The sequence below is a fragment of the Hyalangium versicolor genome, assembly GCF_020103695.1.
Taxonomy (GTDB): Bacteria; Myxococcota; Myxococcia; order Myxococcales; family Myxococcaceae; genus Hyalangium; species Hyalangium versicolor.
Genome location: NZ_JAHXBF010000031.1, coordinates 1 through 21,801, shown reverse-complemented (window position 1 = coordinate 21,801; position 21,801 = coordinate 1). Strand labels below are relative to the sequence as shown.

The following is a 21,801-nucleotide window of genomic DNA, read 5'->3' as shown; positions in this document are numbered from 1 at the left end:
ATGGACTGGCGGGCCGAGCGGGATCGCGCGCTGCTCGCCTTGGAGCGGGAGAAGCGTCCACAGGCCCGCACCGAGGCCGCGCAGTTGCTCGTCCAGATCGTCGATGAGGATCCCTCGCGGGCCTCGGAGTTCTCCGAGGTGCTCGCGAGGCTGCTCGCGGATGCGCAGGGCGAGGTCCGCCGCTCGGGCATCGGGCTGGCCACGCTCGTGCTGTCGCTCGAGGAGCTGACCGACATGCTCACCTCGCGGCTGTCCGATGCGGATATCGGAGTGCGCCTGGAGGCGACGGGGCGGATCGCGGACATGGCGATCCCGGAGCTGCGAGGGGCGCTGGCGCGGATGCTGGAGGATCCCATCTTCGAGATTCGCTTCGAGGCGGCTCGCGGCATGGCGGCGCTGAAGCACAGCTCGGGGTTGGAGATCCTCGTGGAGGCGATGGACAACGACGTGCTGCGCTTCCGGGCGCTGGGGGCGTTGGCGGAGCTGGGGGACGCGCGCGCTTTGCCGGCCGTGAAGCGGCTCTTCAGCCGATGGTTGATCCCTGCCTTCGAGCGGACCCAGGCTGCGGGGGTGCTCGCGAAGCTGGGCGAGGCGGAGGGCGCGGAGTATTTGCTCAAGCGCACGCAGAAGAAGTGGAGCGCGGATCGGGCGCTCGCGGTGGAGCTGTGCGGCGAGGTGAAGGCCCCGGGCTCACTGGAGCGGCTGCACGCCATCCTTCAGGATCCGAAGGATCCGTGCCGGGGTACGGCGGCGCGAGGGCTGGGGCGGCTGGGAGACCCGAAGGCCCTGCCGTGGTTGGTGGCCCTGTTGGAGGACGCGAGCGCCTCGGAGGACTGCCGGCTGGACGCGGCGGATGGGCTGTGGCGGCTGGGACTGCCCGAGGGCCAGGCGCGCGTGCGAGCGGTGGCCTCTACCTTCACTTCGCCTGAGGCGCGCGAGGAGCTCGACGAACTGTTGCAGGAGAAGCCATGAGACTCATCGACGCACACTGTCACCTGGAGCGCGCGGACTACGAGCAGGTCATCGCCGTCCTGGACCGCGCCCGCGCGGCTGGGGTGGTGCATGCCGTCGTGGTGGGGCAGTTCCAGGGGCCCGGGGATTGGGGCAATGCGGTGGAGCTGGCCGCCGCGCATCCGGAGTTCCTGTCGCCGACGATGGGCATCCATCCTCACGAGGCCGCGAGGGCCACTGAAGAGGACTTCGCCACGCTGGAGCGCACCTGCGCTCGGCCCGAGCTGCGCGCGGTGGGCGAGGCGGGCTTGGACTACTACTACGATCGATCACCGCGAGACGTGCAGGCACAGGTGTTCCGGCGCCAGTGCGCCCTGGCACGCAAGCTGGACAAACCGCTGGTGGTCCACGTGCGCGATGCCCACGAGGATTGCGAAGGCATCCTGCGGGAGGAGGGGATCCGCCGAGGCGTCATCCACTGCTTCACGGGAGACACGGCGGCGGCGCGGCGCTACCTGGATCTGGGGTTCCACATCTCCCTGTCCGGAGTCGTGACATACAAGAAGACGGAGGCGCTCCAGGACGCGGTGCGCTTCACCCCGCTGGATCGGCTCATGGTGGAGACGGACAGTCCCTTCCTGGCGCCGGTGCCACACCGGGGGCGCAAGAACGAGCCCGCGCACGTGGTGGAGACAGCGCGCAAGGTGGCGGAGCTGAAGGGCGTGTCCCTGGAGGAACTGGCCGCCATCACCACGAAGACGGCCTCGGGCCTGTTCGGGCTCCGAGTGCCGTAGCCACCTCAGGCGCTCGCGGCCTTGCGAGCCGTGAGCTCCTTGGTCACCGTCGCCAGATCCTTGTCGAGGTGCGGCTGGTCGAGCAGCAGGGAGTCCGGGTCGAATTGGAAGTCCGCCTGCTTCAGCTTGAGCAGCGCCTGCATGGCGCCTTCACCCGACTGGCCGGCATACGAGGCGAACACCACCTTGCCGTGCTCCAGGTGCAGATAGCCCTCGAGCGAGTGGTGGCGCAGGTGGAGCCTCCCGGACTTGGTGGCCAGAGTCTTGAGCAGTTCCAGCTGGGGCAGCTCGTCGTAGCTGCCCTGCACCATGCGCGCCGGGCCGTTGTGGACGATGCGGTCCTCGTAGAGCTGCCGGAGCACCTCGGCCGCCTTGTCCGTGTCCGTGGCCGAGACCACCGCCGTCGCGCCCGCCATCAGCAGCCGCTCCCGCGTGGGGTTGTCCGGCTCTCCGAGCACGATGATGGGCAGCCCGCCACACTCCGGCATGCCTCGCGCGTACTGGAGCAGCGCCGTCACGTCCTGGATGCCGAAGCGCAGGCTCACCACGAGCACATCGCACTCGCGCTGGGCCAGCCCGTCCATGGCGCCGTCCAGCGTGGAGAACGCGTGCACCACCAGGCCCTGGCGGAGCGAGGACTCCAGCATGTCCGTGCGGATGGCCTCGTCCGACTCGGCGATGAGCACCTGGCGCCCGTCCTGGACGATGCGGTGGCGCAGCAACTCGCCGCTCTGCACCTGCCCGACGATGTCCGCCACCACCGGATCGTAGAGGACGCCCGCGTTCTTGCGCAGGTGTTCCAGCGCCTGTGCCTTGGGGAGCGCCTTGCCGTGCGCGTTGGCCGGGTTCTTCGTCAGGTCCAGGAAGCTGTCCACCGCGGCGAGGATGCGTGCGCCCAGCGAGATGTCCTCGCCCTTCGTCCCCAGTGGCCCCGAGCCGTCATAGGCCTCGTACAACTGGTTGAGGATGGTGCTCACGGCGGTGGGCAGCTTGACGCTCTCGAAGAGCTTCACGGGCGCCTTGCTCAGGCGCTTTGCTTCCGTCTTCCAGTCGGCGTTGACGGCATTGCTGGCCAGCGTGTGGTGGCGCTCGGCGGACTTGCCCAGGTCATGCAGGTGGGCGGCGATGCTCATCGCGGCCAGCTCGCGCGGCGCCATGCCCATGCGCTTGCCCACGATGGCCGCCTGCCGTGCCAACTGCGCTGAGTGCCCTCGCTGGTGGGGCCGCTCCTGCTCCAGCAGGCCCACGAGGATGTTCAGCGACTCGATGAAATCCACCTCGGACACGCCCGAGCGCGATGCGGACGTCTCACGCAAGCCCGTGGACATGCGCGACATCTGGGTCCCGGCGGACCGGGCCCGGGCGCTGACATCCGTCTCGAAGCGGAGCTGGAGGTGCGGGGCGGCTCGCGCTCCGCTGCCCGTGGCGTCGTAGGCGCTCGCCATGGCCGCCGCGTCCGAGCGCACCACCTGTGGGCCGCCATTCTCCAGTGTGGCGAAGGCGGTGGGGTCTCCGTAGTAGTGCTTCTTGATGGCCGCGGCGATGGCGCTCCGCAGGCCCACGTATGCGTAGACCTCCGACACGCCGGTGACGAGGGCGATCTCGTCCAGCAGCGACTTGTTCTGCGGCTCGGCGGCGACGATCGAGAGCAGCTTGCGCTCCGGATCGTAGGCCAGGGGCAGCACCACCTGGGCCTCGGCCATGCGCACCGGGAGCTTGTCCAGCACGTCCGTGGGGAGCTTCGCCTTGGCCAGCTTCTCCGCGGAGACGAAGCGGGTGTTGAACTCGGCGGCCAGGAAGCGCAGCAGCGCCGCTTCCTGGAGCAGGCCCAGCTCCACCAGACAGTCCCCCAGCTTGTAGCCGGTGATCTTCTGGTGATCCAGGGCCTTGTCCACGGCCTCGGCGGTCACGAGGCCGGCCTCGATCAGACGCTCTCCGAGCCGACGCTTCGACATGTCAGCCTTCCGTGGAGCCTTCGCCGTCGGACTTCGGTGCCGACTCCTCGGGCTTCGACGTCGAAGACAACGACGTCAGCGCGCTGAACGGCTTGAAGGTCAGCTCCTGGGGCAGGCTGCTCGGATCGCGCGGCGCGCGGGGTGGGCGCTCCTCGCGGGGCGGACGATCCTCACGGGGCGGACGGTCTTCGCGGGGCGGACGGTCTTCGCGGGGCGGGCGGTCCTCACGCGGCGGACGGCCCTCTCGAGGCGGACGGCCCTCCCGAGGCGGACGATCCTTCTTCTCGCGTGGGGCGGGCGGGGTGCCTTCCTCGGCTCCCGGCTGTGAGCCCTGGGCGCCCTGCTGTCCGCCGCCCTTCTCCTTCTTGCGGCGCTCGTCGCGGGACTTGCGGCGCGTCTCCACCGGGGACTTGCCTCGCGCGGTGGGCGAGGGGCCCTTCCAGAGCTGGCGCTCGTAGTGCTTGAGGTTCTCCGTCCAGCGCTCGTTGGGGTCGCGCGCCATGGCCTCCAGCCACGAGGCGATCCGCGAATCCAACGTGTCCAGCGAGTGGACGATGAACGCCTCGATCGTCATGGGCAGCTTGGGCGAGCCGTACTCGAGCTTCCCGTGGTGCGCGAGCACCAGGTGGGTGAGGTGGTGCTCGAGCGCCGGAGGGAAGCCGGGGATGGCCAGCGTCTTCTCGCGGATCTTCTGCGCCGTCATCACCAGGTGGCCGACCAGCTTGCCCTCGTCGGTGTATTCGAACCCCTTCTCGGGGGAGATCTCCGCCACCTTCATCACGTCATGGAGCAGGGCGCCCGCCAGCAGCAGATCCCTGTCCGCCATGGGGTAGTGGTCCGCCACGCGCAGCGTCAGCCGCATCACCGACAGCAGGTGCTCTGCCAGCCCACCGCGGTAGGCGTGGTGAATGCCCTTGGCCGCGGGAGCGATCGGCAGGCCTGCGGCGATCTGTGGATCGTCCAGGAACGCGACCAGCAACTGCTTCACGTGCGGATCGCTCACGCGCTCGGTGATGAGCTCGCGAATCAATCCCACGGCCCGGGGGCCCGCGCCGTCGTCGCGGCCCGCGCGCTTCTCCTCGCGCTTCTCCGAGCCCTCCTCGCGCTTCTCCGAGCCCTGCTGGGGCTTGTCCTGGGCCTTCTCCTGCTTCTCCGGGCCCTTGTCCTCCTTGGCCGCTGGGGCCGCGGGGGCAGCCGTCTCGGCGGGGGCGGGCGGAGCCGGGGGAACCTCGAACTCCTTGGGATCGAGCGGACCGGGATCCAGACGCTCCAGCGCCTCCACGACGATCTGCGTCTTGCCGTGGAAGTTGATCACATGGCCCTGGATGAGGACGTAGTCGCCCGGATTGAAGCCGGGCTCGAACTCGTCCACCTTGTCGAAGATGCGGGCATCCACCTCGCCGCTCTTGTCCCCGAGCGTCAGCGCGAGGAACACCTTGCCACTGCGCGCCGTCACCTTGTTCTTCTGCGTGACGCGGAAGACTGTGTTGACGCGGTCCTTCTCCCGCAGGTCCTTCGCGTAGACCTTGCGCACTGTCTCGACGGAGCCGCCCTCGGTGGCGGGCCCAGGAGTCTCAGCCGGGTTGTCAGTCGTCATCGTGAGTCGACACTACCACCCAAAGCCGTCCAGGGCGCGTTTGGATTCAGTTCACTTCGAGTGCCACCGCGTCGAGGTAGTCGGCGCTGGGGGTGTTCACGGGCGAGGGGTGGTCCGGGGGCAGGCCGAGCCGGGCCAACCGGAAGGCCACCCGCTTCTCGCGCTCGCAGGCCTGGGCCACCAGCTCCTCGAAGGCGCCCAGGGCCAGGGGGGGATGGTAGCCGGTGAGCAGCAGCCGGCCCCCGTGGCGGGTGCGCCGCAGCCCCCGCCTCACCAACTCGATGAAGGCCTCCTGGGAGTCCGCGTCCCGGGTGTCGAGCAGCACCAGATCAAAGGTGTCCGTGACGGCCTCGAGCACCTCCAGGGTTCGGCCGGACTCCACCTTCACCCGGCCATACAGCCCGTTGGCCTCGGCGTTCTCGCGCGCCAGGTCCGCCGCGTCCGCGTTCGAGTCGAAGGCGAGGATCTGCCGGGCGCTGTGCAGGCCCGCGTGGACGAAGAGTCCGCCCACGTTGCAGCACGGATCCAGCACCCGGGCCTCATGGGACAGGCGCGCGAGGAAGCGGCGCAGCTCCCGCTGATCGTAGTGGTAGCCCGTGTTGCGCCCGTAGGTGAGGTCCACCGTGAAGCGGGCCCCCAGCTCCAGCAGGCGGCACCAGCGGGGCGGGTTGCCGTACAGCACGTGGGGCCGCTGTGGCGCCAGCCCCAGGGCCTTGCGCCGGTACGAATCGTTGCGCAGCAGCACCGAGCCCGCGCCCGCCACCTCCACGATGGCGCGGGTGAGCTCCTCGATGCGCGCATCCATGGGGCGGGTGAGCGTCTGGATGACAAAGTGGGTGTCGTACCGGTCGACGATGAGGCCGGGCAGGCCGTCGCCGTCATCGTTCACCAGTCGACAGAAGCGCGGATCATCCACCAGACGTGCGCGGAGCTCGAGGGCATGGCGGATGTGGCGGGGGATGAGCCCCTCCACGCTCTCCTCGGGGAGCCCGATTCGCCGGACGGGGAACGAGGCATCGAGGTCCACGTCTCCCAACCCAAGCACCTGTCCGTCTTCGTCTCGGAGCTGGACGGGCTGGCCGGCCACGGGCGTGCCGTCCATGGACAGGATGTCCTCCCGGCTCAGCCAGAACGCGCCATGCCGGAGCTTCTGCGCCGCCTCTCGAGACAGGTACGTGTTGAGCACGTGGTGTTCTCCCTCTCTCCGCTGCCTGCGGACCTGGGCCCCGAGGCCCTGTTCTGCGGAGAACATGGTGGTCCATGCCGTTGCTGTCGGCGGGCGCCGGGACGCCGCGCTGGAGAGCAGGGGAGGAGGCTCAGCGGCGCTTGCTCTTGAAGGTGGTGAAGGTCACCCGCCACAGCAGGGAGACGACGCCCAGGGAGGCCAGGAAGGCGAGCATGCCCTGGCCTCTGCGCATGAGGAGCAGGGCACAGATGCCCAGCGCCACCGCCACCAGGATGGTCAGGGTCTGGTTGCGATTGAAGGCCTTGTTGGCGGGCTTCTTGGCCCGGGCCAGGTTGGGGAGGGAGGCGGCCTTGCGCCACAGGGTGCCGCCCTCTTCGAGCACCTCGTCCTCGGGGGCGACGAGCCCGGCGACATAGGCCTGCTCCACGTGCAGGAGGCTCTCGTACTCGAGTTCTCCGTCCGGGGTGCGTACGCGGTAACGCATGGCTCCTCTTCTCTCCGGGCGGTATTCCCGGCAGGCAGCCGGGCGAGCACCCCGGCCGTTCTCTAGGTCAGCTCCACGGCAATCTGCTCAGCGATGCGCAGCCCATCAATGGCCGAGGAGACGATACCTCCCGCATAACCGCAACCTTCCCCGGCCGGGTAAAGTCCGCGCATCGACACGGACTGGAGATCGTCGCCGCGGGTGACGCGCACCGGCGAACTCGTCCTGCTCTCGATGCCGATGAGCTTGCCCTCGTCGCTGATGAAGCCGCGCATCTTCCGATCGAAGCCGCGCAGCGCCTGCTTGATGGACTGGGTGAGGCGCTCGGGGAAGAGCCGGTTCAGGTCCACGTTGACGATGCCGGGGCGGTAGCTGGTGCCGCCCGGATCCTTCTTCACGCGTCCGGCCAGGTAGTCCGGGATGGTCTGCGCCGGCGCGAAGAAGCGGCCTCCGCCCAGCTCATAGGCCTTCTTCTCCCAGTGGCGCTGGAACTCCAGGCCGGCCAGCGGGCCCCGGAAGCCCTCGCGCTCGAAGTCCTGCACGGACACGGTGACGACGATGCCCGCGTTGGCGTACTTCGCGTTGCGGCGCGAGTTGCTCATGCCGTTGGTGCACTGCAACCCATCCTCGGTGGGCGTGGGCACGACGATGCCGCCGGGGCACATGCAGAACGAGTAGATGCCGCGCACCTCGCCGTCCACCTCGAGGTTCTCCGCCAGCTTGTAGTCCGCCGGGGGCAGCTTCGGGTTCTTCGCCGCGTTGCCGTACTGGATGCTGTTGATGAGCCCCTGCGGGTGCTCGGCGCGGAAGCCGAGCGCGAAGGGCTTGGCCTCGATGCTCACACGCCCGTCGGCGGCGAAGCGCTCGTAGAGCTCCCGAGCCGAGTTGCCCGGCGCCAGAATCACCCGATCGCTCTCCAGCGTGCGCCCGTCCACCAGCTTCACGCCCGCCACCCGGCCGTCGCGATAGAGCAGGTCCTCCACCTTGTGCTCGAAGAGCACCTGACAGCCTCCGGCGATCAGCATGTCCCGGATGCGCGCCACCGCGCCCGGCAGCAGGTCCGAGCCGATGTGCGGCTTGCCCTCGATGAGGATGTGGTCCGGCGCTCCGTACTGGGCGAACGTCTCGATGACCTTGCGCACCATGGGGTGGTTGATGCGCGTGGAGAGCTTGCCGTCCGTGTAGGCCCCGGCGCCGCCCTCGCCGAAGTTCATGTTGCTCTCGGGATCCAACGAACCGTCCCGCATGAGCTTCGCCACGTCCTTGCGGCGCGTCACCACCTCGCGGCCTCGCTCCAGCAGGATGCTGCGCACCCCGCGCTCCAGCAGCCCCAGCGCGCAGAACAGCCCCGCGGGGCCCGTGCCGATGATCAGCGGCCAGCGCTCCGGCTCCTTCACGCGCGGGAGCGGCTCGGGATCGGGAGGCGCCTCGCCCACATCCGGGGGCAGTTTCCCGGGCTTGCGCCCCGGAGCCAGCGTCACCTCGAGCGTATAGATGTAGCGAGGGCTGCCCTTCTTGCGCGCGTCCAGCACCGAGCGCACCACCCGCACCGAGGCCAGGTCCGCCCGGGTGACACCCAGCTTCTCGGCGGCCCGCTCGCCGAGCAGCTCCTCCGGCTCGTCCAGCCACAGCCCGATGTTGTTTACGCGGTACGCCATGATCCCTCGTCTTCGTGCCCGGGAGCGCGTATCCCCGTCCCCGGGCGGAATGCAAGTCCCTGAAATGACAGGGGCGCCCCCCAGGGATGGGGTGTGTATCCAGCTATACACCCTGGATTCTCATCCCCTGGGTTCCGGGCGGAGGTGCGAAGCCCGCTTCGCAGTCGCTCGGTTCGCGGCGGAGCCTTCGATACCTCTTAACCCAGCGCAGATCATGAGGAATCCGCCTGGCTGCCAAGCGTTGGCATGAGGGTTGAAGCTGTAGCACGCAAGTCGAAGCAGTCCCCCCTCTTTTTGGAGACATTCCTTGAGCACCGATCAAAAGGGCCCCCGGATCCTGGCGCGCACCTTCTTTGCTCAGCTGCGCTCGAGCGGTTACACGCCGCATCAGATCATTGGCATTGCCACGGAGCTGCTGGACCTGGTGACGGAGGAGCTCAAGCAAGGCGAGAAGCCTGCGGAAGTCACCCAGGTGACGACGGAGCAGGGCTCCGGCTGGCAGCCCCGGGTCTAGTGGCGTAGGATGGCCCCTATCAACCCCTAGCGGGCGATCGAGCTCCGGACGGGTTCCGGGGCTCACGCCCTCTAGGCGCGGTGGGAAACCGGCGAGGCGCCGGTTTTTTTTTGCCCGCTTTGCTCCAGGCGCCGGGTGCGCGCCGCGGACATGGCCACGCCGAGCAGTCCGGCCGTGAGCGCGGTGAAGACGGAGCTGGCGGTGCGCAGGGCCATGAGGGCCAGCAGCGCGGCGGCGATGGCGAAGGCGGCCCAGTCCACCCAGGCGGGGCGCGAGCGTGGCAGCACGAGCAGCGTGACGCAGGCGGTGAAGGGCAGGCCGAGCTCCACCTGCCGGGCGATGCGCGGGCCGCTGTGGGAGACGACGCCCCAGTTGGTGACGAGCAGCGCGGCGAAGATGACGACCGTGCCCAGGGCTAGCACCATGACGCCGGCGGCGGCGGCGTCCTTGGCGAGCCGGGCCTTCTCGTCGAACTGCTGGACGGCGAGATCCACCAGGTGCTCGAGCGCGCTGTTGAGGATCTCCGCGAAGAAGATGAGCATGACGCAGAAGATGAGCGTCACCTTCTCGGCGAGGCCCAGTTCGATGCCGCTGCCCACCAGGCCCACCATCACCGCGGAGACGAGGTGGACGCGCATGTTGCGCTGATGGATGACGGTGTGGATGAGCCCGGCCCAGGCATGGCGGAACGAGGCGAGGAATCCTGCACTGCCGCGGGGCGGGAACGGGGGTGAAGGTGGGGCAGGGGCGTTCATTAGGAGTCGGGAGAGCAGGCTAGCACTCACGGCGCGGAATGCTGCGCTCGCGTGAGGGGAGGCGTGGCCCTATGGTCCGCCCCCAGTATGGAACGCCTTCGATTTCTCTCTGTCTCGGGTTGGATCTGTCTGTTGCTTCCGGCGCTCGCGGGGGCCCAGGCTCCCACGGAGCCCATGCAGGATTGTGGGTTGGAGCCCCCCGGTGCGGTGTATGTGCCGCTGCCGGAGCCCCGGCCTTCCGAGGTGAAACCGTGGAGCGCCTCTGAGCCGCCGCTCGTGCGGCAGGAGTTGAGGGATGGGGTGCGCTCGGCCTCTTCGGGCGTGCCGCAGACGCGGATGCGCACGGGGGCGCTGTCCGGGAAGACGGTGTACCTGAGCCCCGGGCACGGCTTCTATCGAGACTCCAATCTGGCGCGCTGGGCGACGCAGCGCCCCAACACGAACGACGTGGTGGAGGATCTGATCTCCGCGGAGACGCTGGACCAGTACCTGCTGCCCATGTTGATGGGGGCGGGGGCTCGGGTGGTGCCGGTGCGCGAGCCGGACCTGAACGGGCGGATGGTCATCGTCAACAACGGGGATGAGAACTACTCGGAGACGGGGCCCGTGGAGCTGTTCAGCTCGGCCACGGTGCCGGGCTGGGGGCCGCCTTCCTCGCCCATGGCGAACAACGTGCTGCCCTTCAACCTGGGCGGCAGTCGGCTGATGAAGTCCACTGGAAGCGTCTCGGTTCCAGCCACCGCCTCGGCCTCGTGGGTGCCGCGCATCCCGGTGGATGGGAACTACTACGTCTATGTCTCCCATGCCGCGGACGCCACGCGGGTGCCGGACGCGCACTTCGTGGTGAAGCACGCGGGGGGAGAGACGAACTTCCGCGTCGACCAGCGCCGTCACGGCGGGACGTGGATCATGCTCGGCCGTTTCTACTTCAAGGCGGGGCAGGACGCGGAGAAGGGGGCGGTGGTGGCGCTCAACGACTCTTCAGCGGCAGGCACTATCTCTCTGGATGCGGTTCGCATTGGCGGGGGCACGGGTTTCATCGGAGACGCGACGTTGGCGCCGCTGGGCATGCCACGCTACCTGGAGTGCGCGCGGTACCACCTGCAATTCAACGGGGCGCCGGCTTCTGTGTTCGCGCCCTCGGGGGCCAACAGGTTGGGCAATGAGCGCAATGATGACGTGACCTCTCGCTCGCGCTTCGCGACGTGGGACCACGAGAGCGGCGAGGACGCCGTATACGTGGCCTGGCATACGAACGCGGGGACCACGGGGACCGTGGTGGGCACGGAGACCTATGTCTACGGGCCGAACCCCGTGGACGGCACGTACAACTTCACGGGAGTGCCTGGAAGCGACGTGCTGGCCACCGCGCTGCGCGCCGAGCTGGACCATGACTTCAAGGCCGTGTTCGACCCCAACTGGACGATGCGGCGGCTGCGCTCCGCGAATCTGGGCGAATTGAACCCGACCCACAATCCAGAGACGCCCGCTGTGCTCCTGGAGATCGCCTACCACGACAACCCATCGGATGCGGCACGTCTCAAGGAGCCGGAGTTCAGGCGGGTCGCGGCCCGCGCGATCCTGCAGGGCCTGATCAAGTACTTCGCCACGAAGGACGGCAAGGAGGTTCACCTGCCGCCGGAGGTTCCCACCGTGGTGGCTGTGCGCAATGTAGCGGGCGGGGTGGAGGTGCGTTGGGCGCCTCCTGAGACGGACTCCAACGATATTGGTGGGCACACCGCCACGTCCTACCGCGTCTACCAGAGCGAGGATGGGCTGGCCTGGGACGACGGGACGGAGACGGCCAACACCTCGCTCACCGTGAACCTGGCGGCGGGCACCACGCGCTACTTCCGGGTCGCGGCGCTCAATGCGGGCGGCGAATCCTTCCCATCGGACACAGTGGGCGCGCGGGTGGGCACCACGGCGCCGGTGCTCATCGTCAACGCGTTCGATCGGCTCGACGCGACCATGGACCGGCCCGAGGATCTCTCGCGCTACAGCCTGGGCTCTCCGCTGCGCGTGTTGCTGGAGACGATGAATGATGGCACCTCGGTGCGCCGCCACGGCGCCGCGGTGGCTCGGTATGAAGTGGCCTTCGACAGCGCGACCAACGAGGCCTTTGCCGCTGGGCTCGTGAGCCTCTCGGGCTACCAACTCGTCGACTGGTTCACGGGTCGCGGCGGAGTCGCGGGCGCAGCACCGATCCGAGCGGAGCAGGACGCGCTGCGGGCCTTCGTCACGGGTGGTGGACACCTGCTCTTTTCCGGCAGCAACGTGGCCTCTCGGCTCGCTGCGGGGGATGCGGACGATCAGGCGTTCCTCGCCGATATCCTTCGTGCGGCTGTGGGCAACGGCTCGTCCTCGCTGCTCGTGGAGGGACAGCCGGGCGAGTGGCTCGAGTCCGCCTCCGGAATCGAGCTCGACGACGGCACGCGAGGAGGTCTGGCAGTGGGCATTCCCGACGTGCTCTCTCCCTCTGGAAGCACCTCCGTGCTGCGTTACAACGGAGCGGATCTGTCCGCGGGCGTTTCCTCGACTCCTGGGGGACAGGTGCTCTTCCTGACCGTGCCGTTGGAAGGCTTCGTGAGCCCGCTGCGGCGCGAGTACGTGCTCGGAACCTTCCTGGCGCGCACGGGCCTGCTCGCCACGGCGCCCACGGCGCCTGGAGACGAACCTCCGCCGCCCGAGCCGGGCCCTGCCAACCAATGGGCCGCTGCCACGGGCAAGGATCCCCGGCCGCCGGATCCTCCTCCGCCACCGGTTCCTGTACCTCCTTATGTGGTGGCCCAACTTCCTCAGTTCTATGAAGAGGGAGACACCGGATGCGGATGTGGGGCGGGCTCTGTGGGGGCGTCCATTCCCTGGCTGGCGTTGCTGGTTATCCGTCAGCTTCGGCGACAGACTCGGAAATCAACGCATTCCAAGCGTTGACTCGGATGCCCGGCCTGCCTACGGTCGGCCGCCCGCTTTCGCCACGTGGGCGTAGGGCCCACACTTTTGATTTTCATCTCAAGGAGACACACAGACATGGCCACGAAGATTGGCATCAACGGGTTTGGTCGTATCGGTCGCTGCGTCCTGCGCGCGATCCTGGCTCGCCAGGAGAAGGACCTCGAGGTCGTCGCGATCAACGATCTCGACAAGCCCACCGCCCTGGCCCACCTGTTCAAGTACGACTCGGTGCACCGCACGTGGCCGGGAGAGGTGAAGGCGCAGGAGAAGGCCATCGTCGTGGACGGCCACACCATCACCGTTACGGCGGAGAAGGACCCGACGGCGCTGCCCTGGAAGTCGCTGGGCGTGGACATCGTCCTGGAGTGCACCGGCCGCTTCACCGCTCGCGAGGGTGCTGAGAAGCACCTGGCCGCGGGCTCCAAGAAGGTCATCGTCTCGGCGCCGGCCAAGGGCCCGGACCTGACGATCGCCTACGGCATCAACCACGATCAGTACGATCCGAAGAAGCACCACATTCTGTCCAACGCCTCGTGCACCACGAACTGTCTGGCCCCGGTGGCCAAGACGCTGCTGGACAACTTCGGCATCGAGAAGGGCCTGATGACGACGATCCACAGCTACACCAACGACCAGCGCGTGCTGGATCTGTCGCACGAGGACATGCGCCGCGCTCGCGCCGCGGGCCTGTCGATGATCCCCACCAGCACCGGTGCGGCGAAGGCGATCGGCGAGGTGCTGCCGGCGCTCAAGGGCAAGATGCACGGCCTGGCCATCCGCGTGCCGACGCCGAACGTGTCCCTGGTGGACCTGACGGTGACGACGAGCAAGCCGGTCACCGAGGCGCAGCTCAAGGATGCGTTCAAGAAGAACGCCGAGGGTCCGCTCAAGGGCATCCTCCAGTACAGCGAGGAGCTGACGGTTTCGATCGACTACAACGGCAACCCGCACTCGGCGATCTTCGACTCGACCAACGCCTTCGTCATGGGTGACAACCTGGTGAAGGTGATGGCGTGGTACGACAACGAGTGGGGCTTCTCCAACCGCATGGTGGACACCAGCAAGTTCCTCGCGGCCAAGGGCTTCTAGTCCGCGGCACAGGGCGCACCGAGAGGGAGACCGAGAGACATGATTCGCTACATCGATGACCTGCAGTTGACCGGCAAGCGCGTCTTCATCCGCGTGGACTTCAACGTCCCGCTCGAGGGCAAGCGCGTCACCGACGACACCCGTATCCGAGAGGCGCTGCCCACCATCCGCCGCGCGTTGGAGATGGGTGGCAAGGTCATTCTCGCCTCCCACCTCGGGCGCCCCAAGGCGGGGCCCGAGCCGAAGTTCTCGCTGGAGCCGGCTGCCTCGAAGCTGGCGGAGCTGCTGGGGCCCAAGCATGAAGTCATCCTCGCGGATGACTGCGTGGGCGACGCTGTGAAGAAGCAGGTGAAGGAGCTGAAGGACGGGCAGGTGTTGGTGCTGGAGAACCTGCGCTTCCACAAGGAGGAGGAGGCCAACGACGAGTCGTTCGCGCGCGAGCTGGCGTCCCTGGCGGACGTGTACGTGAACGACGCGTTCGGCACGGCGCACCGCGCCCACGCCTCCACGGCCGGCATGGTGCCCTTCGTGAAGGAGAAGGCGGCCGGCTTCCTGATGAAGAAGGAGATCGAGTACCTGGGCCGCGTGCTGAAGAACCCGGAGAAGCCCTTCGTGGCCATCCTGGGCGGCGCGAAGGTGAGCGACAAGATCAAGGTGATCGAGAACCTGCTGCCCAAGGTGGACGCGCTGCTGATTGGCGGTGCCATGGCGTACACCTTCCTGAAGGTGCAGGGCGCCGAGGTGGGCAAGAGCCGGGTGGAAGAGGACAAGCTGGCGCTGGCCACGAAGATCCTGGATGCGGCGCAGCGGCTGAAGACGGAGATCATCCTGCCGGTGGACCACGTGGTGGGCACCGAGCCGTCCGAGAAGAGCAGCAAGGAGGAGACGGCGGACCGCAACATCCCCGCGGACAAGATGGGCCTGGATATTGGCCCGAAGTCGCGGGCGCAGTTCACCCAGCACATCCGCAACGCGAAGACGGTGGTGTGGAACGGGCCCATGGGCCTGTTCGAGGTGGACAAGTTCGCCGAGGGAACGCGCGTCGTGGCCGAGGCGATGGCCAACAACAAGGGCGCGGTGACGGTGATCGGCGGCGGAGACAGCGCGGCGGCGGTACAGCAGATGGGGTACGGGGACAAGATGACGCACGTGTCCACGGGTGGTGGCGCGTCGCTCGAGTTCCTCGAGGGCATCGCGCTGCCGGGCATCAAGGCGCTGGAGACCAAGTAGCCACGTAGGTGGAGCAGGGAGGGAGCATGGCCGCGGAGCCTCGCCGGAAAGTCATCGCCGGCAATTGGAAGATGAACAAGACGGTGACCGAGGCGCTCGCGCTGGTGCGAGAGCTTCGGGGCATGGTGTCGGTGCTGCGCGACAAGGTGGAGATCGTCATCGCGCCGCCGTTCGTGTCGCTGCACCCGGTGGCGAAGGCCATCGAGGACTCGAACCTGAAGCTGGCGGCGCAGAACTGCCACTGGGAGGCGTCGGGTGCGTTCACCGGAGAGGTGTCCGCGTCGATGCTGAAGGAGCTGGGGTGCACCTACGTGATTCTGGGGCACTCGGAGCGCCGGCAGTTCTTCGGTGAGACGGACGAGACGGTGAACAAGCGGGCGCAGGCGGTGGTGAAGGCGGGCCTGGTGCCGATCCTCTGCGTGGGCGAGACGCTGGCCGAGCGCGAGGGTGGGCGGACGCTGGAGGTGGTGGAGCGGCAGGTGAAGGGCGGGCTGGCGGGGTTTGGTGCGGCGGACGTGGCGAAGTTCGTGCTGGCCTACGAGCCGGTGTGGGCGATCGGCACGGGGCGGACGGCGACGACCGCCCAGGCGCAGGAGGTCCACGCGGCCATCCGCTCGCAGCTCTCCCGGCTGTACGACGGGGGGACGGCCGAGCAGGTGCGGATCCAGTACGGCGGGAGCGTGAAGCCGGACAACGCCGCGGAATTGCTGGGGCAGAAGGACGTGGACGGGGCGCTCGTGGGCGGGGCAAGCCTGAAGGCGAGCGACTTCGCGACCATCATCAAGGCGGGCGCCTGAGTGTGACGGGGCCGGGGTGGCTGGAAGAAGTTGTCACCCCGGTATCCGGTTGTGTAGGGTGCGCGTCCTTTCCAATTTTGAGCGTCTGAAAGAGAAGCCATGCTGACCTTCTTCACGATCGTGCACGTCCTGCTGTGCGTGTTCATGATCTTCGTCATCCTGCTGCAGCCCGGTAAGGACGCGGGCATGGGCGCGGCGCTGGGTGGTGGCGCGGCTACGAGCGCGTTCGGTGGCCGTGGAGCGGTGACCTTCCTGAGCAAGGTGACGGGCGTCTGCGCGGCGCTGTTCTTCCTCACCTCGCTGGGCCTGTCCTTCGTGGGATTGAAGACGTCGGTGGCGGCGGGGACGACGAGCAAGAAGCCGGCGGCTACGGCTCCTGCGACGCCGGGCGCTCCGGGGACGACGACGGGTGCCACGGATGCGACGGGCGCTCAGGCTCCCGCGCCTGCTGGGACGGGTGCTCCGGCGACCATGGAGCAGCCGCGCGAGACGCCGGTGCCTGCGCCTGAGGCGGCTCCGGCCAACCCGGCAGGGACGGTTCCGGCACCGACGCAGCCTGCGGCACCGACGCCGGCTCCTGCGCCGTAGGAAGAAAGAGGGGAGCGCGACGGTTGAAAACCGTTGCGTGACCCGACGCGGTTCAGGTACATGGGCCGCGTAGAAATTGCCCAGGTGGTGGAACTGGTAGACACACCATCTTGAGGGGGTGGCGCCGAAAGGTGTGCGGGTTCGAATCCCGCCCTGGGCACTCCGAAAGAGCCTCCGAGTCCAAGCGACTCGGGGGCTTTTTTCGTTTCTGGGAGATGGCTCTTGGCGATGTGCCGTCGATGTACCGTTGGGGCGCGCGCCGAGGGCTGCTCAGTGAGGCGAGGTGAGTGATGGGGGGCGAGCCCCTCCGCGTCGGCAAGCGCAAGGGCGGACATCGTCGCTACCTGGCATGACCCTGCTCGAAGATGTTCGTGCGGGAAGCTGTCCCGCAGAAGTAGAGCCAGCCGAAGGATGCCGACTCATGTCACTTCCCAGCTACGATCAATTCATCGGGCCACTCCTCCAGTACTTCGGAGAGCAGCAAGCACCAGTCCGTACGCGGGTCGTGTACGAGGAACTGGCGAATCGTCTCTCTCTTTCGGAGGCAGATCGGGCCACGTTGTTGCCAAGTGGTATGCAGCCCGTCTTCCAAAACCGCATCGGCTGGGCGCATGACGCGTTGAAGCGAGCAGGACTCTCGAGCGCGCCCGCTCGTGGCTCGTGGCTCATCACCGACGCTGGGCGAAAGTTGCTGGATGCGCATGGAGGGAAACTTCCGGAGAATGAGGTGGAGCGAATCGGAAGCCAGTCCCGCGACGTATCCATCCAGTCGCTTGCCAGCTCGAATGGAGCGCAGCGCACGGCTCGGACGGCGGCCGCCAACGAGGCGAAGGCGGAAACCCGGAGTCCCCGCGAGCAGATCGAAGACGCGCTGATCCAGATCCGAGCGAGCGTCGCGAGAGACCTCCTTGAGCACATCGCTCAGCAAACCCCTGCGGAGTTTGAGTCGCTCGTGCTCGATGTCCTCTATGCGCTCGGGTACGGCACGAGCCGGAAGGCACTGGTTCGGACCGGGCGTTCTGGCGACGGCGGAATCGACGGGATTGTTGCGCTCGACCGGCTCGGGCTCCAGAAGGTCTACGTCCAGGCGAAGAAGTGGCAGGGACAGGTAGGGGCGCCACAGATCCAGGCGTTCATGGGCGCGCTTCAACTCCAAGGGGCGGATAAGGGCGTGCTAATCACATCAGGGACGATCTCGGGCCCTGCTCGCGAGGCCGCGCGACAGGCGCGAGGGAGCGTTGTCCTCATCGACGGTGCTCAACTCGCCGAGTTGATGATCGAACATGGTGTCGGGGTGGCCGCAGAGGCTCTGCGAATTCCGAAGATTGATACCGATTACTTCGAAGGCGAGTGAGAAGCGCACATCGAGGGTGTTCACGGAACTGGAGCAGTCCCAGTGCTAGAGAGCCACAGAATCGAGGCAGTCTCAGCACAGATGTTCACCCAGGGCCTCTCAACATCAGTCGCTCGTGGCCAGGACCAGTTCGCCATAATGGCCGTAAGCGATCGCTACGCCGTGCTCGGCGAGCAGATCCACGAGTTGAGCACCATTGACCAATTGGATTTGAGGCGCCAGTGATGCTGCCTTCTGTGCATCCTTTGAGAAATCCGAGGTCGTCACGAGAATTCCTGCTACGAACCTCTCGCGGACAATCGTTCCGAGCAGTTCATCCACCGTTCTACGCCCGATGGACTTGCTGTAACGCTTGACTTGAACAGCGATCGGTGCAGCATGCCCCCATTGATCGACGCGAACTGCCCGTACATCCACTCCTCCGTCGCCTGATCGTCCGGTGACTTCCACTTCGCGATGATTGAGGGCTTCAACGAGTTGGCCCACAAGGTTCTCGAATGCGGCCGGTTCCATTTTCAAGAGCCATTCGAGATACCTTTGCTTGGCGAGGGCGTTATGCGTGGCGATGAGGGATGCCAACTGCGATGTCAGATTGGGAAGTTCGGGGCCAGCCAGGGCCGCCTCGGGTGCCCGTACATATTCACGCCAGCGCATGAGCGTCTGCGCGCGTCGATCGGCGGTTGTCTTCGAGAGGCCGGTGAGTTGAGCAAGCCGGTACGAGATCTCCTCGAATGAAACCTCCTCTCCTTCGAAGAAGGACTGAAATGGCTTCAGACCGCGCGCGGAAATGATCGCTGCTTGAAATTGGCGGCGTTCTTCTGGGGAGCGCTCTTTTGTTCCGAGGAGCGCGCGCCCGTTATCGGTGAGATCGAGGCGACCGTCGTCGCGATCCGCCAGCAATCCCAAAATCGTGGCGGCTCTGCGGTAGTATGCGAAATGGCGCTCGTCGACTCCAAGGAGTTCGCGAAGAGCAGCAGGGTGTTGGATGCCTTCCTTCGTGGCGGCAATCAATTGCCGGATGTTCTCAAGGCGATCCGCTTGAGGGACATCGACGGTGCGATGCAGCCTGGCGGACTTGACGAGAGACTCTTGGGATTCACTCTGGCTCGATGTCACAGCCCGAAAGCGTTACATTCGCTCGGGATGTGGCAAGAATCGTGGCGAATCCTGTAGCTCAGGCTACAGCGGTTGTGTCAAGGAGCAGGACTCCTGCCTGGGCGCAGGCCTTCACCTCAGGGCTCGACTCCTACACCACATTCTCTCCGGGCATGGAGTTCTTCAGTGCGGAGATGAGCGCGTCTACCCTCGGAGCCCACACCTCCTGCTTGTAAACAGGAAACTCGTCAGGCTGCGGCGTTCCGCCAAACACGGGTTGGAGCGCTCTCATCAGTGAGTCACGGCGGGTTTCTACGTCGGGGCTTCCGCTGATGTACTGTTCTTCGAAGCCTTCTTTCGACCACTTCGGTTGCTCAGTGCGGATGGCGAGTCCGTAGGAGACTCCCGGTGGTCGGGGTGAGGGGGCTTCGAGAGGGAGACAGCCTTTGTTCGAATGCTTGGGGTGTCGAAAGGGCGCGTTCGGATCGGCATCGGTCCGAACGTTCGGACTGTCGTAAGGGGTCGGCCCCTGCGTCGTTGGCGAGCCCTTGCGGCCCCTCCGTCTCGCGCCGTGGACTGAAGTCTCTCATTGTGGACGGTGCCGTGCGCGCAAGTGGCTGAATTTCCGTGGCCCGGAGGTTGGCCTCGGATCTGCTTTATGGCGAGCAACCGGCGGCGCCCAGAGAGAGCCGGTCGAGCCTGAGCAGCCGAGGCAGGTTCAACGAGGGCGGGAGCATCCCAGTGACGAACAAGCCGAACATCGCCAACCCCTACGAGGGGCTGACGGAGCAGGAGGCGTTGGAGGAAATGCTGCAGTTGGTGAATGGGCAGACGCGCAACTACATGAGGATGGGTTTGCTGTACAACTACCTGGTGGACAGCAAGCTGCTGGAGGGCTCGAAGGAGTACAAGAGCCCGCTGGACTACCTGTGCAACAACGTGAAGGAGGTGTCTCGCACGTCGTTGCTGGACTACAGCGCGGTGGCGCGGGTGTTCCGCGAGGAGGTGGGAGCGCGCTACGGGATGTCGAGGCTGAGGCTGCTGCTGAGCTACAAGGAGGCCACGAAGCTGGAGGTGGACTACGAGGAGCCGGGAACTGCGCTCATCCAGGTGCCGGACAAGAAGGGGAAGGTGGAGCCCAAGCTGTTCGCCGACTGCAGCACGGAGGAGTTGCGCCAGGCGCTCAAGCTGGTGAGGGCGGAGCCTGAGTCCAAGCCGTACCCGGAGCAGGAGCGGACGCTGGTGGACGGCTACCGGGAGGCCATCATGAGGCACCTGCCGCAGGGCACGCCGGTGAGGGTGCAGCTCAACCGGCACAAGGAGGAGTCGGTGATGGAGATCCGGACCATCCCGTTGGGGCAGGTGGACAAGCTGATTGAAGGGCTGATGAGCCAGTACTCGGTGATGGGGGCGGGAGTGGGGGTGAAGCGGGCGGAGAAGGTGAGGCTGTCGTAGAGGCAGAGGGGGGATGAACAGCGGCCCCGTGTTCCGGAAGGTGCGGATCGCGGGGCCGCGGTTTCTTGTGGACCTGTCGGACGTGTCCCCCAGATTGACAACAATCTGATCTTGCCCCGAAGAGTCGAGGGCAGCAGGTGTGTCGGCGGCGCTGGGTAGTCTGGAGGCTGCCTTTCCAGGAGCCTCCAATGATGCCCTCGCTGATGATGCTGCTCTGGCTGGCGCAGACCCCAGAGGAGGATGCGGCGCCCGCAGCTGAGACTGTTCCCACCACATCGGCCGAGAGGTGGCACTGGCTCACGCGAGGAGAGGCCGCCACGCTGGTGCTTCTACCAAGAGGGAGGAGGCCCGAGGGCTTCATGCAGGTAGAGCCCACGCTGGTGGTGGACGGAGGCGAGGAGTTCGGTCTCAACATGGGTACTCCCGTGCGGCTGCGGCTGTGGGGCGGCGAGGCAGGGGCGGAGGAGGTACGGCGGGAGGACTGGGACAGTCTCTCGGATTGGGGACAGTGGGTGCGAGCCCTGAAGCTGGGTGGCCCCACGTCTCCGGTGGCCCTGTGGGTCGGGGCGCTGGAGGGCTACAGCCTGCTGTCCGGGCATCTGGTGCGGCGCTACTCCAACTGGGCCGACCCGGACTCCCACCCGGCCGGCGCCTTTCTCACCGGCACGTTGGGGCCCCTCTACGTGGAGGCGTTCGCCTCGGATGTGCTGAGCGCTCGCCTCACGGGAGCGCAGGCCGAGGTGGATCTGGCTCATGTCGTCACCCGAGCGTCATCTGAACCAGGGCGCTACACGCTGGGGCTGTCTGCGGTGCGGGACTGGGGCAGGGCCGGGGGAGGTTCGCCGCCAGTGATGCTGGCGCATGTGGATGGGACGGCGTCCCGTGGTGGGCACGGACGTGGCCCTGGTGAGCCCGGAGGAGATGGCCGTGCGCGCGGCGGCCAGTGCGGAGCCCTCTCAAGGCCCGCCCTCGTGCGGGGGGCTGGCCGTACCGGAAGGCTGGCCGGACTCCTCCACCTGGTGGGATGAAGAGCTGCTGGCGCCCTTCTTCCAGTGCCCCTCTCCCGCGGAGTTCCTCGCATTGCAGCGTCGGGTGGACATGCCCCGGCTGGTGGAGGCGTTGGAGGACTGGTCCGCCGTGAGGCTCGGCGCGCTGAGGCCCATGGAGGCTGCGGCCGCACAGGTGCTCCAGCGCAAGCGCTTCTCTTTCCTCGTCAATGCCACCTGAGCCTGCCCCGATTTTGTGGACACCCCTGATGAGTCGAAACACGAGAGGATGTGTCCCATGGAACGAAGGAAGAGACGGAGCTTCACGCCCGAGTTCAGGGCGGAGGCAATCCGGCTG

General features: G+C 67.1%; 19 protein-coding genes and 1 tRNA gene. 13 read left to right on the top strand and 7 right to left on the bottom strand.

Annotated elements, in window-relative coordinates; all coding sequences use genetic code 11:
• Together KY501_RS43795 and KY501_RS43790 are read left to right on the top strand one after the other, a co-directional pair.
• On the top strand, nt 1–972 hold the full coding sequence (locus KY501_RS43795) for a HEAT repeat domain-containing protein (protein ID WP_224370384.1): 972 nt from the start codon (nt 1–3) through the stop codon (nt 970–972).
• Nucleotides 969–1,745 carry a TatD family hydrolase gene (locus KY501_RS43790; RefSeq protein ID WP_224370382.1) on the top strand — a complete coding sequence of 259 codons (777 nt, stop codon included), beginning with the start codon at nt 969–971 and terminating at the stop codon, nt 1,743–1,745. Before KY501_RS43795 ends, KY501_RS43790 begins: the two co-directional genes overlap by 4 nt.
• Before the next feature lie 5 nt (nt 1,746–1,750).
• Here the strand turns inward: KY501_RS43790 and KY501_RS43785 are convergent, their stop codons facing one another.
• The 5 genes from KY501_RS43785 to KY501_RS43765 form a co-directional block, all read right to left on the bottom strand.
• Nucleotides 1,751–3,700 (bottom strand): HD domain-containing phosphohydrolase, encoded by a 1,950-nt coding sequence (locus tag KY501_RS43785; protein WP_224370380.1) that lies wholly within the window; start codon nt 3,698–3,700, stop codon nt 1,751–1,753.
• A 1-nt stretch (nt 3,701) separates the two neighbouring features.
• Nucleotides 3,702–5,297 (bottom strand): 3'-5' exoribonuclease YhaM family protein, encoded by a 1,596-nt coding sequence (locus tag KY501_RS43780; RefSeq protein WP_224370378.1) that lies wholly within the window; start codon nt 5,295–5,297, stop codon nt 3,702–3,704.
• Between the two features lie 46 nt (nt 5,298–5,343).
• Nucleotides 5,344–6,483: a class I SAM-dependent rRNA methyltransferase gene (locus KY501_RS43775; protein ID WP_224370376.1), complete on the bottom strand. Its 1,140-nt coding sequence runs from the start codon at nt 6,481–6,483 to the stop codon at nt 5,344–5,346.
• Between the two features lie 130 nt (nt 6,484–6,613).
• Entirely contained in the window at nt 6,614–6,967 is a 354-nt protein-coding gene (locus KY501_RS43770) for a hypothetical protein (RefSeq protein ID WP_224370374.1), read from the bottom strand.
• 62 nt (nt 6,968–7,029) lie between these two features.
• Nucleotides 7,030–8,625 (bottom strand): NAD(P)/FAD-dependent oxidoreductase, encoded by a 1,596-nt coding sequence (locus tag KY501_RS43765; RefSeq protein ID WP_224370372.1) that lies wholly within the window; start codon nt 8,623–8,625, stop codon nt 7,030–7,032.
• A gap of 307 nt (nt 8,626–8,932) precedes the next feature.
• On the opposite strand from KY501_RS43765, the gene KY501_RS43760 reads away from it, so the two are divergent.
• Nucleotides 8,933–9,139, top strand: coding sequence for a hypothetical protein (locus tag KY501_RS43760; protein WP_224370370.1), 207 nt, complete (start codon nt 8,933–8,935; stop codon nt 9,137–9,139).
• A 71-nt stretch (nt 9,140–9,210) separates the two neighbouring features.
• Here the strand turns inward: KY501_RS43760 and KY501_RS43755 are convergent, their stop codons facing one another.
• A complete protein-coding gene (locus tag KY501_RS43755; RefSeq protein WP_224370369.1) occupies nt 9,211–9,894 on the bottom strand; it encodes a diacylglycerol kinase family protein in 684 nt (227 codons plus the stop codon).
• A 132-nt stretch (nt 9,895–10,026) separates the two neighbouring features.
• On the opposite strand from KY501_RS43755, the gene KY501_RS43750 reads away from it, so the two are divergent.
• The 7 genes from KY501_RS43750 (at nt 10,027) to KY501_RS43720 (ending at nt 17,907) form a co-directional block, all read left to right on the top strand.
• On the top strand, nt 10,027–12,828 hold the full coding sequence (locus tag KY501_RS43750) for a golvesin C-terminal-like domain-containing protein (protein ID WP_444881618.1): 2,802 nt from the start codon (nt 10,027–10,029) through the stop codon (nt 12,826–12,828).
• 96 nt (nt 12,829–12,924) lie between these two features.
• Nucleotides 12,925–13,938: a type I glyceraldehyde-3-phosphate dehydrogenase gene (gene gap / locus KY501_RS43745; RefSeq protein ID WP_224370367.1), complete on the top strand. Its 1,014-nt coding sequence runs from the start codon at nt 12,925–12,927 to the stop codon at nt 13,936–13,938.
• A gap of 39 nt (nt 13,939–13,977) precedes the next feature.
• Complete coding sequence (locus tag KY501_RS43740) at nt 13,978–15,168, top strand: phosphoglycerate kinase (RefSeq protein ID WP_224370365.1); 1,191 nt, start codon at nt 13,978–13,980, stop codon at nt 15,166–15,168.
• Nucleotides 15,169–15,194: 26 nt separating this feature from the next.
• Nucleotides 15,195–15,965 (top strand): triose-phosphate isomerase, encoded by a 771-nt coding sequence (gene tpiA / locus KY501_RS43735; RefSeq protein ID WP_224370363.1) that lies wholly within the window; start codon nt 15,195–15,197, stop codon nt 15,963–15,965.
• Between the two features lie 99 nt (nt 15,966–16,064).
• Entirely contained in the window at nt 16,065–16,553 is a 489-nt protein-coding gene (secG, locus tag KY501_RS43730) for a preprotein translocase subunit SecG (protein WP_224370361.1), read from the top strand.
• A 78-nt stretch (nt 16,554–16,631) separates the two neighbouring features.
• Nucleotides 16,632–16,713, top strand: a tRNA-Leu gene (locus tag KY501_RS43725).
• A gap of 261 nt (nt 16,714–16,974) precedes the next feature.
• A complete protein-coding gene (locus tag KY501_RS43720; RefSeq protein ID WP_224370359.1) occupies nt 16,975–17,907 on the top strand; it encodes a restriction endonuclease in 933 nt (310 codons plus the stop codon).
• Between the two features lie 105 nt (nt 17,908–18,012).
• Here the strand turns inward: KY501_RS43720 and KY501_RS54100 are convergent, their stop codons facing one another.
• On the bottom strand, nt 18,013–19,023 hold the full coding sequence (locus tag KY501_RS54100; protein WP_224370357.1) for a restriction endonuclease: 1,011 nt from the start codon (nt 19,021–19,023) through the stop codon (nt 18,013–18,015).
• A 720-nt stretch (nt 19,024–19,743) separates the two neighbouring features.
• On the opposite strand from KY501_RS54100, the gene KY501_RS43710 reads away from it, so the two are divergent.
• The 3 genes from KY501_RS43710 (at nt 19,744) to KY501_RS54095 (ending at nt 21,684) form a co-directional block, all read left to right on the top strand.
• The gene (locus tag KY501_RS43710; RefSeq protein WP_224370355.1) at nt 19,744–20,457 is read left to right on the top strand and encodes a hypothetical protein; all 714 of its coding nucleotides are present in this window, start codon (nt 19,744–19,746) and stop codon (nt 20,455–20,457) included.
• 188 nt (nt 20,458–20,645) lie between these two features.
• Nucleotides 20,646–21,485, top strand: coding sequence for a hypothetical protein (locus KY501_RS54455; RefSeq protein ID WP_373691715.1), 840 nt, complete (start codon nt 20,646–20,648; stop codon nt 21,483–21,485).
• Nucleotides 21,486–21,537: 52 nt separating this feature from the next.
• A complete protein-coding gene (locus tag KY501_RS54095) occupies nt 21,538–21,684 on the top strand; it encodes a hypothetical protein (protein WP_309243045.1) in 147 nt (48 codons plus the stop codon).
• The last annotated feature ends 117 nt before the right edge of the window (nt 21,685–21,801 follow it).

Bases quoted from the DNA above. Each gene is read 5' to 3' on its own strand.
- KY501_RS43795 (WP_224370384.1), top strand. From the start codon at position 1: ATGGACTGGCGGGCCGAGCGGGATCGCGCGCTGCTCGCCTTGGAGCGG.
- KY501_RS43790 (WP_224370382.1), top strand. From the start codon at position 969: ATGAGACTCATCGACGCACACTGTCACCTGGAGCGCGCGGACTACGAG.
- KY501_RS43785 (WP_224370380.1), bottom strand. From the start codon at position 3,700: ATGTCGAAGCGTCGGCTCGGAGAGCGTCTGATCGAGGCCGGCCTCGTG.
- KY501_RS43780 (WP_224370378.1), bottom strand. From the start codon at position 5,297: ATGACGACTGACAACCCGGCTGAGACTCCTGGGCCCGCCACCGAGGGC.
- KY501_RS43770 (WP_224370374.1), bottom strand. From the start codon at position 6,967: ATGCGTTACCGCGTACGCACCCCGGACGGAGAACTCGAGTACGAGAGC.
- KY501_RS43765 (WP_224370372.1), bottom strand. From the start codon at position 8,625: ATGGCGTACCGCGTAAACAACATCGGGCTGTGGCTGGACGAGCCGGAG.
- KY501_RS43755 (WP_224370369.1), bottom strand. From the start codon at position 9,894: ATGAACGCCCCTGCCCCACCTTCACCCCCGTTCCCGCCCCGCGGCAGT.
- gap (WP_224370367.1), top strand. From the start codon at position 12,925: ATGGCCACGAAGATTGGCATCAACGGGTTTGGTCGTATCGGTCGCTGC.
- KY501_RS43740 (WP_224370365.1), top strand. From the start codon at position 13,978: ATGATTCGCTACATCGATGACCTGCAGTTGACCGGCAAGCGCGTCTTC.
- tpiA (WP_224370363.1), top strand. From the start codon at position 15,195: ATGGCCGCGGAGCCTCGCCGGAAAGTCATCGCCGGCAATTGGAAGATG.
- secG (WP_224370361.1), top strand. From the start codon at position 16,065: ATGCTGACCTTCTTCACGATCGTGCACGTCCTGCTGTGCGTGTTCATG.
- KY501_RS43720 (WP_224370359.1), top strand. From the start codon at position 16,975: ATGTCACTTCCCAGCTACGATCAATTCATCGGGCCACTCCTCCAGTAC.
- KY501_RS54455 (WP_373691715.1), top strand. From the start codon at position 20,646: ATGATGCCCTCGCTGATGATGCTGCTCTGGCTGGCGCAGACCCCAGAG.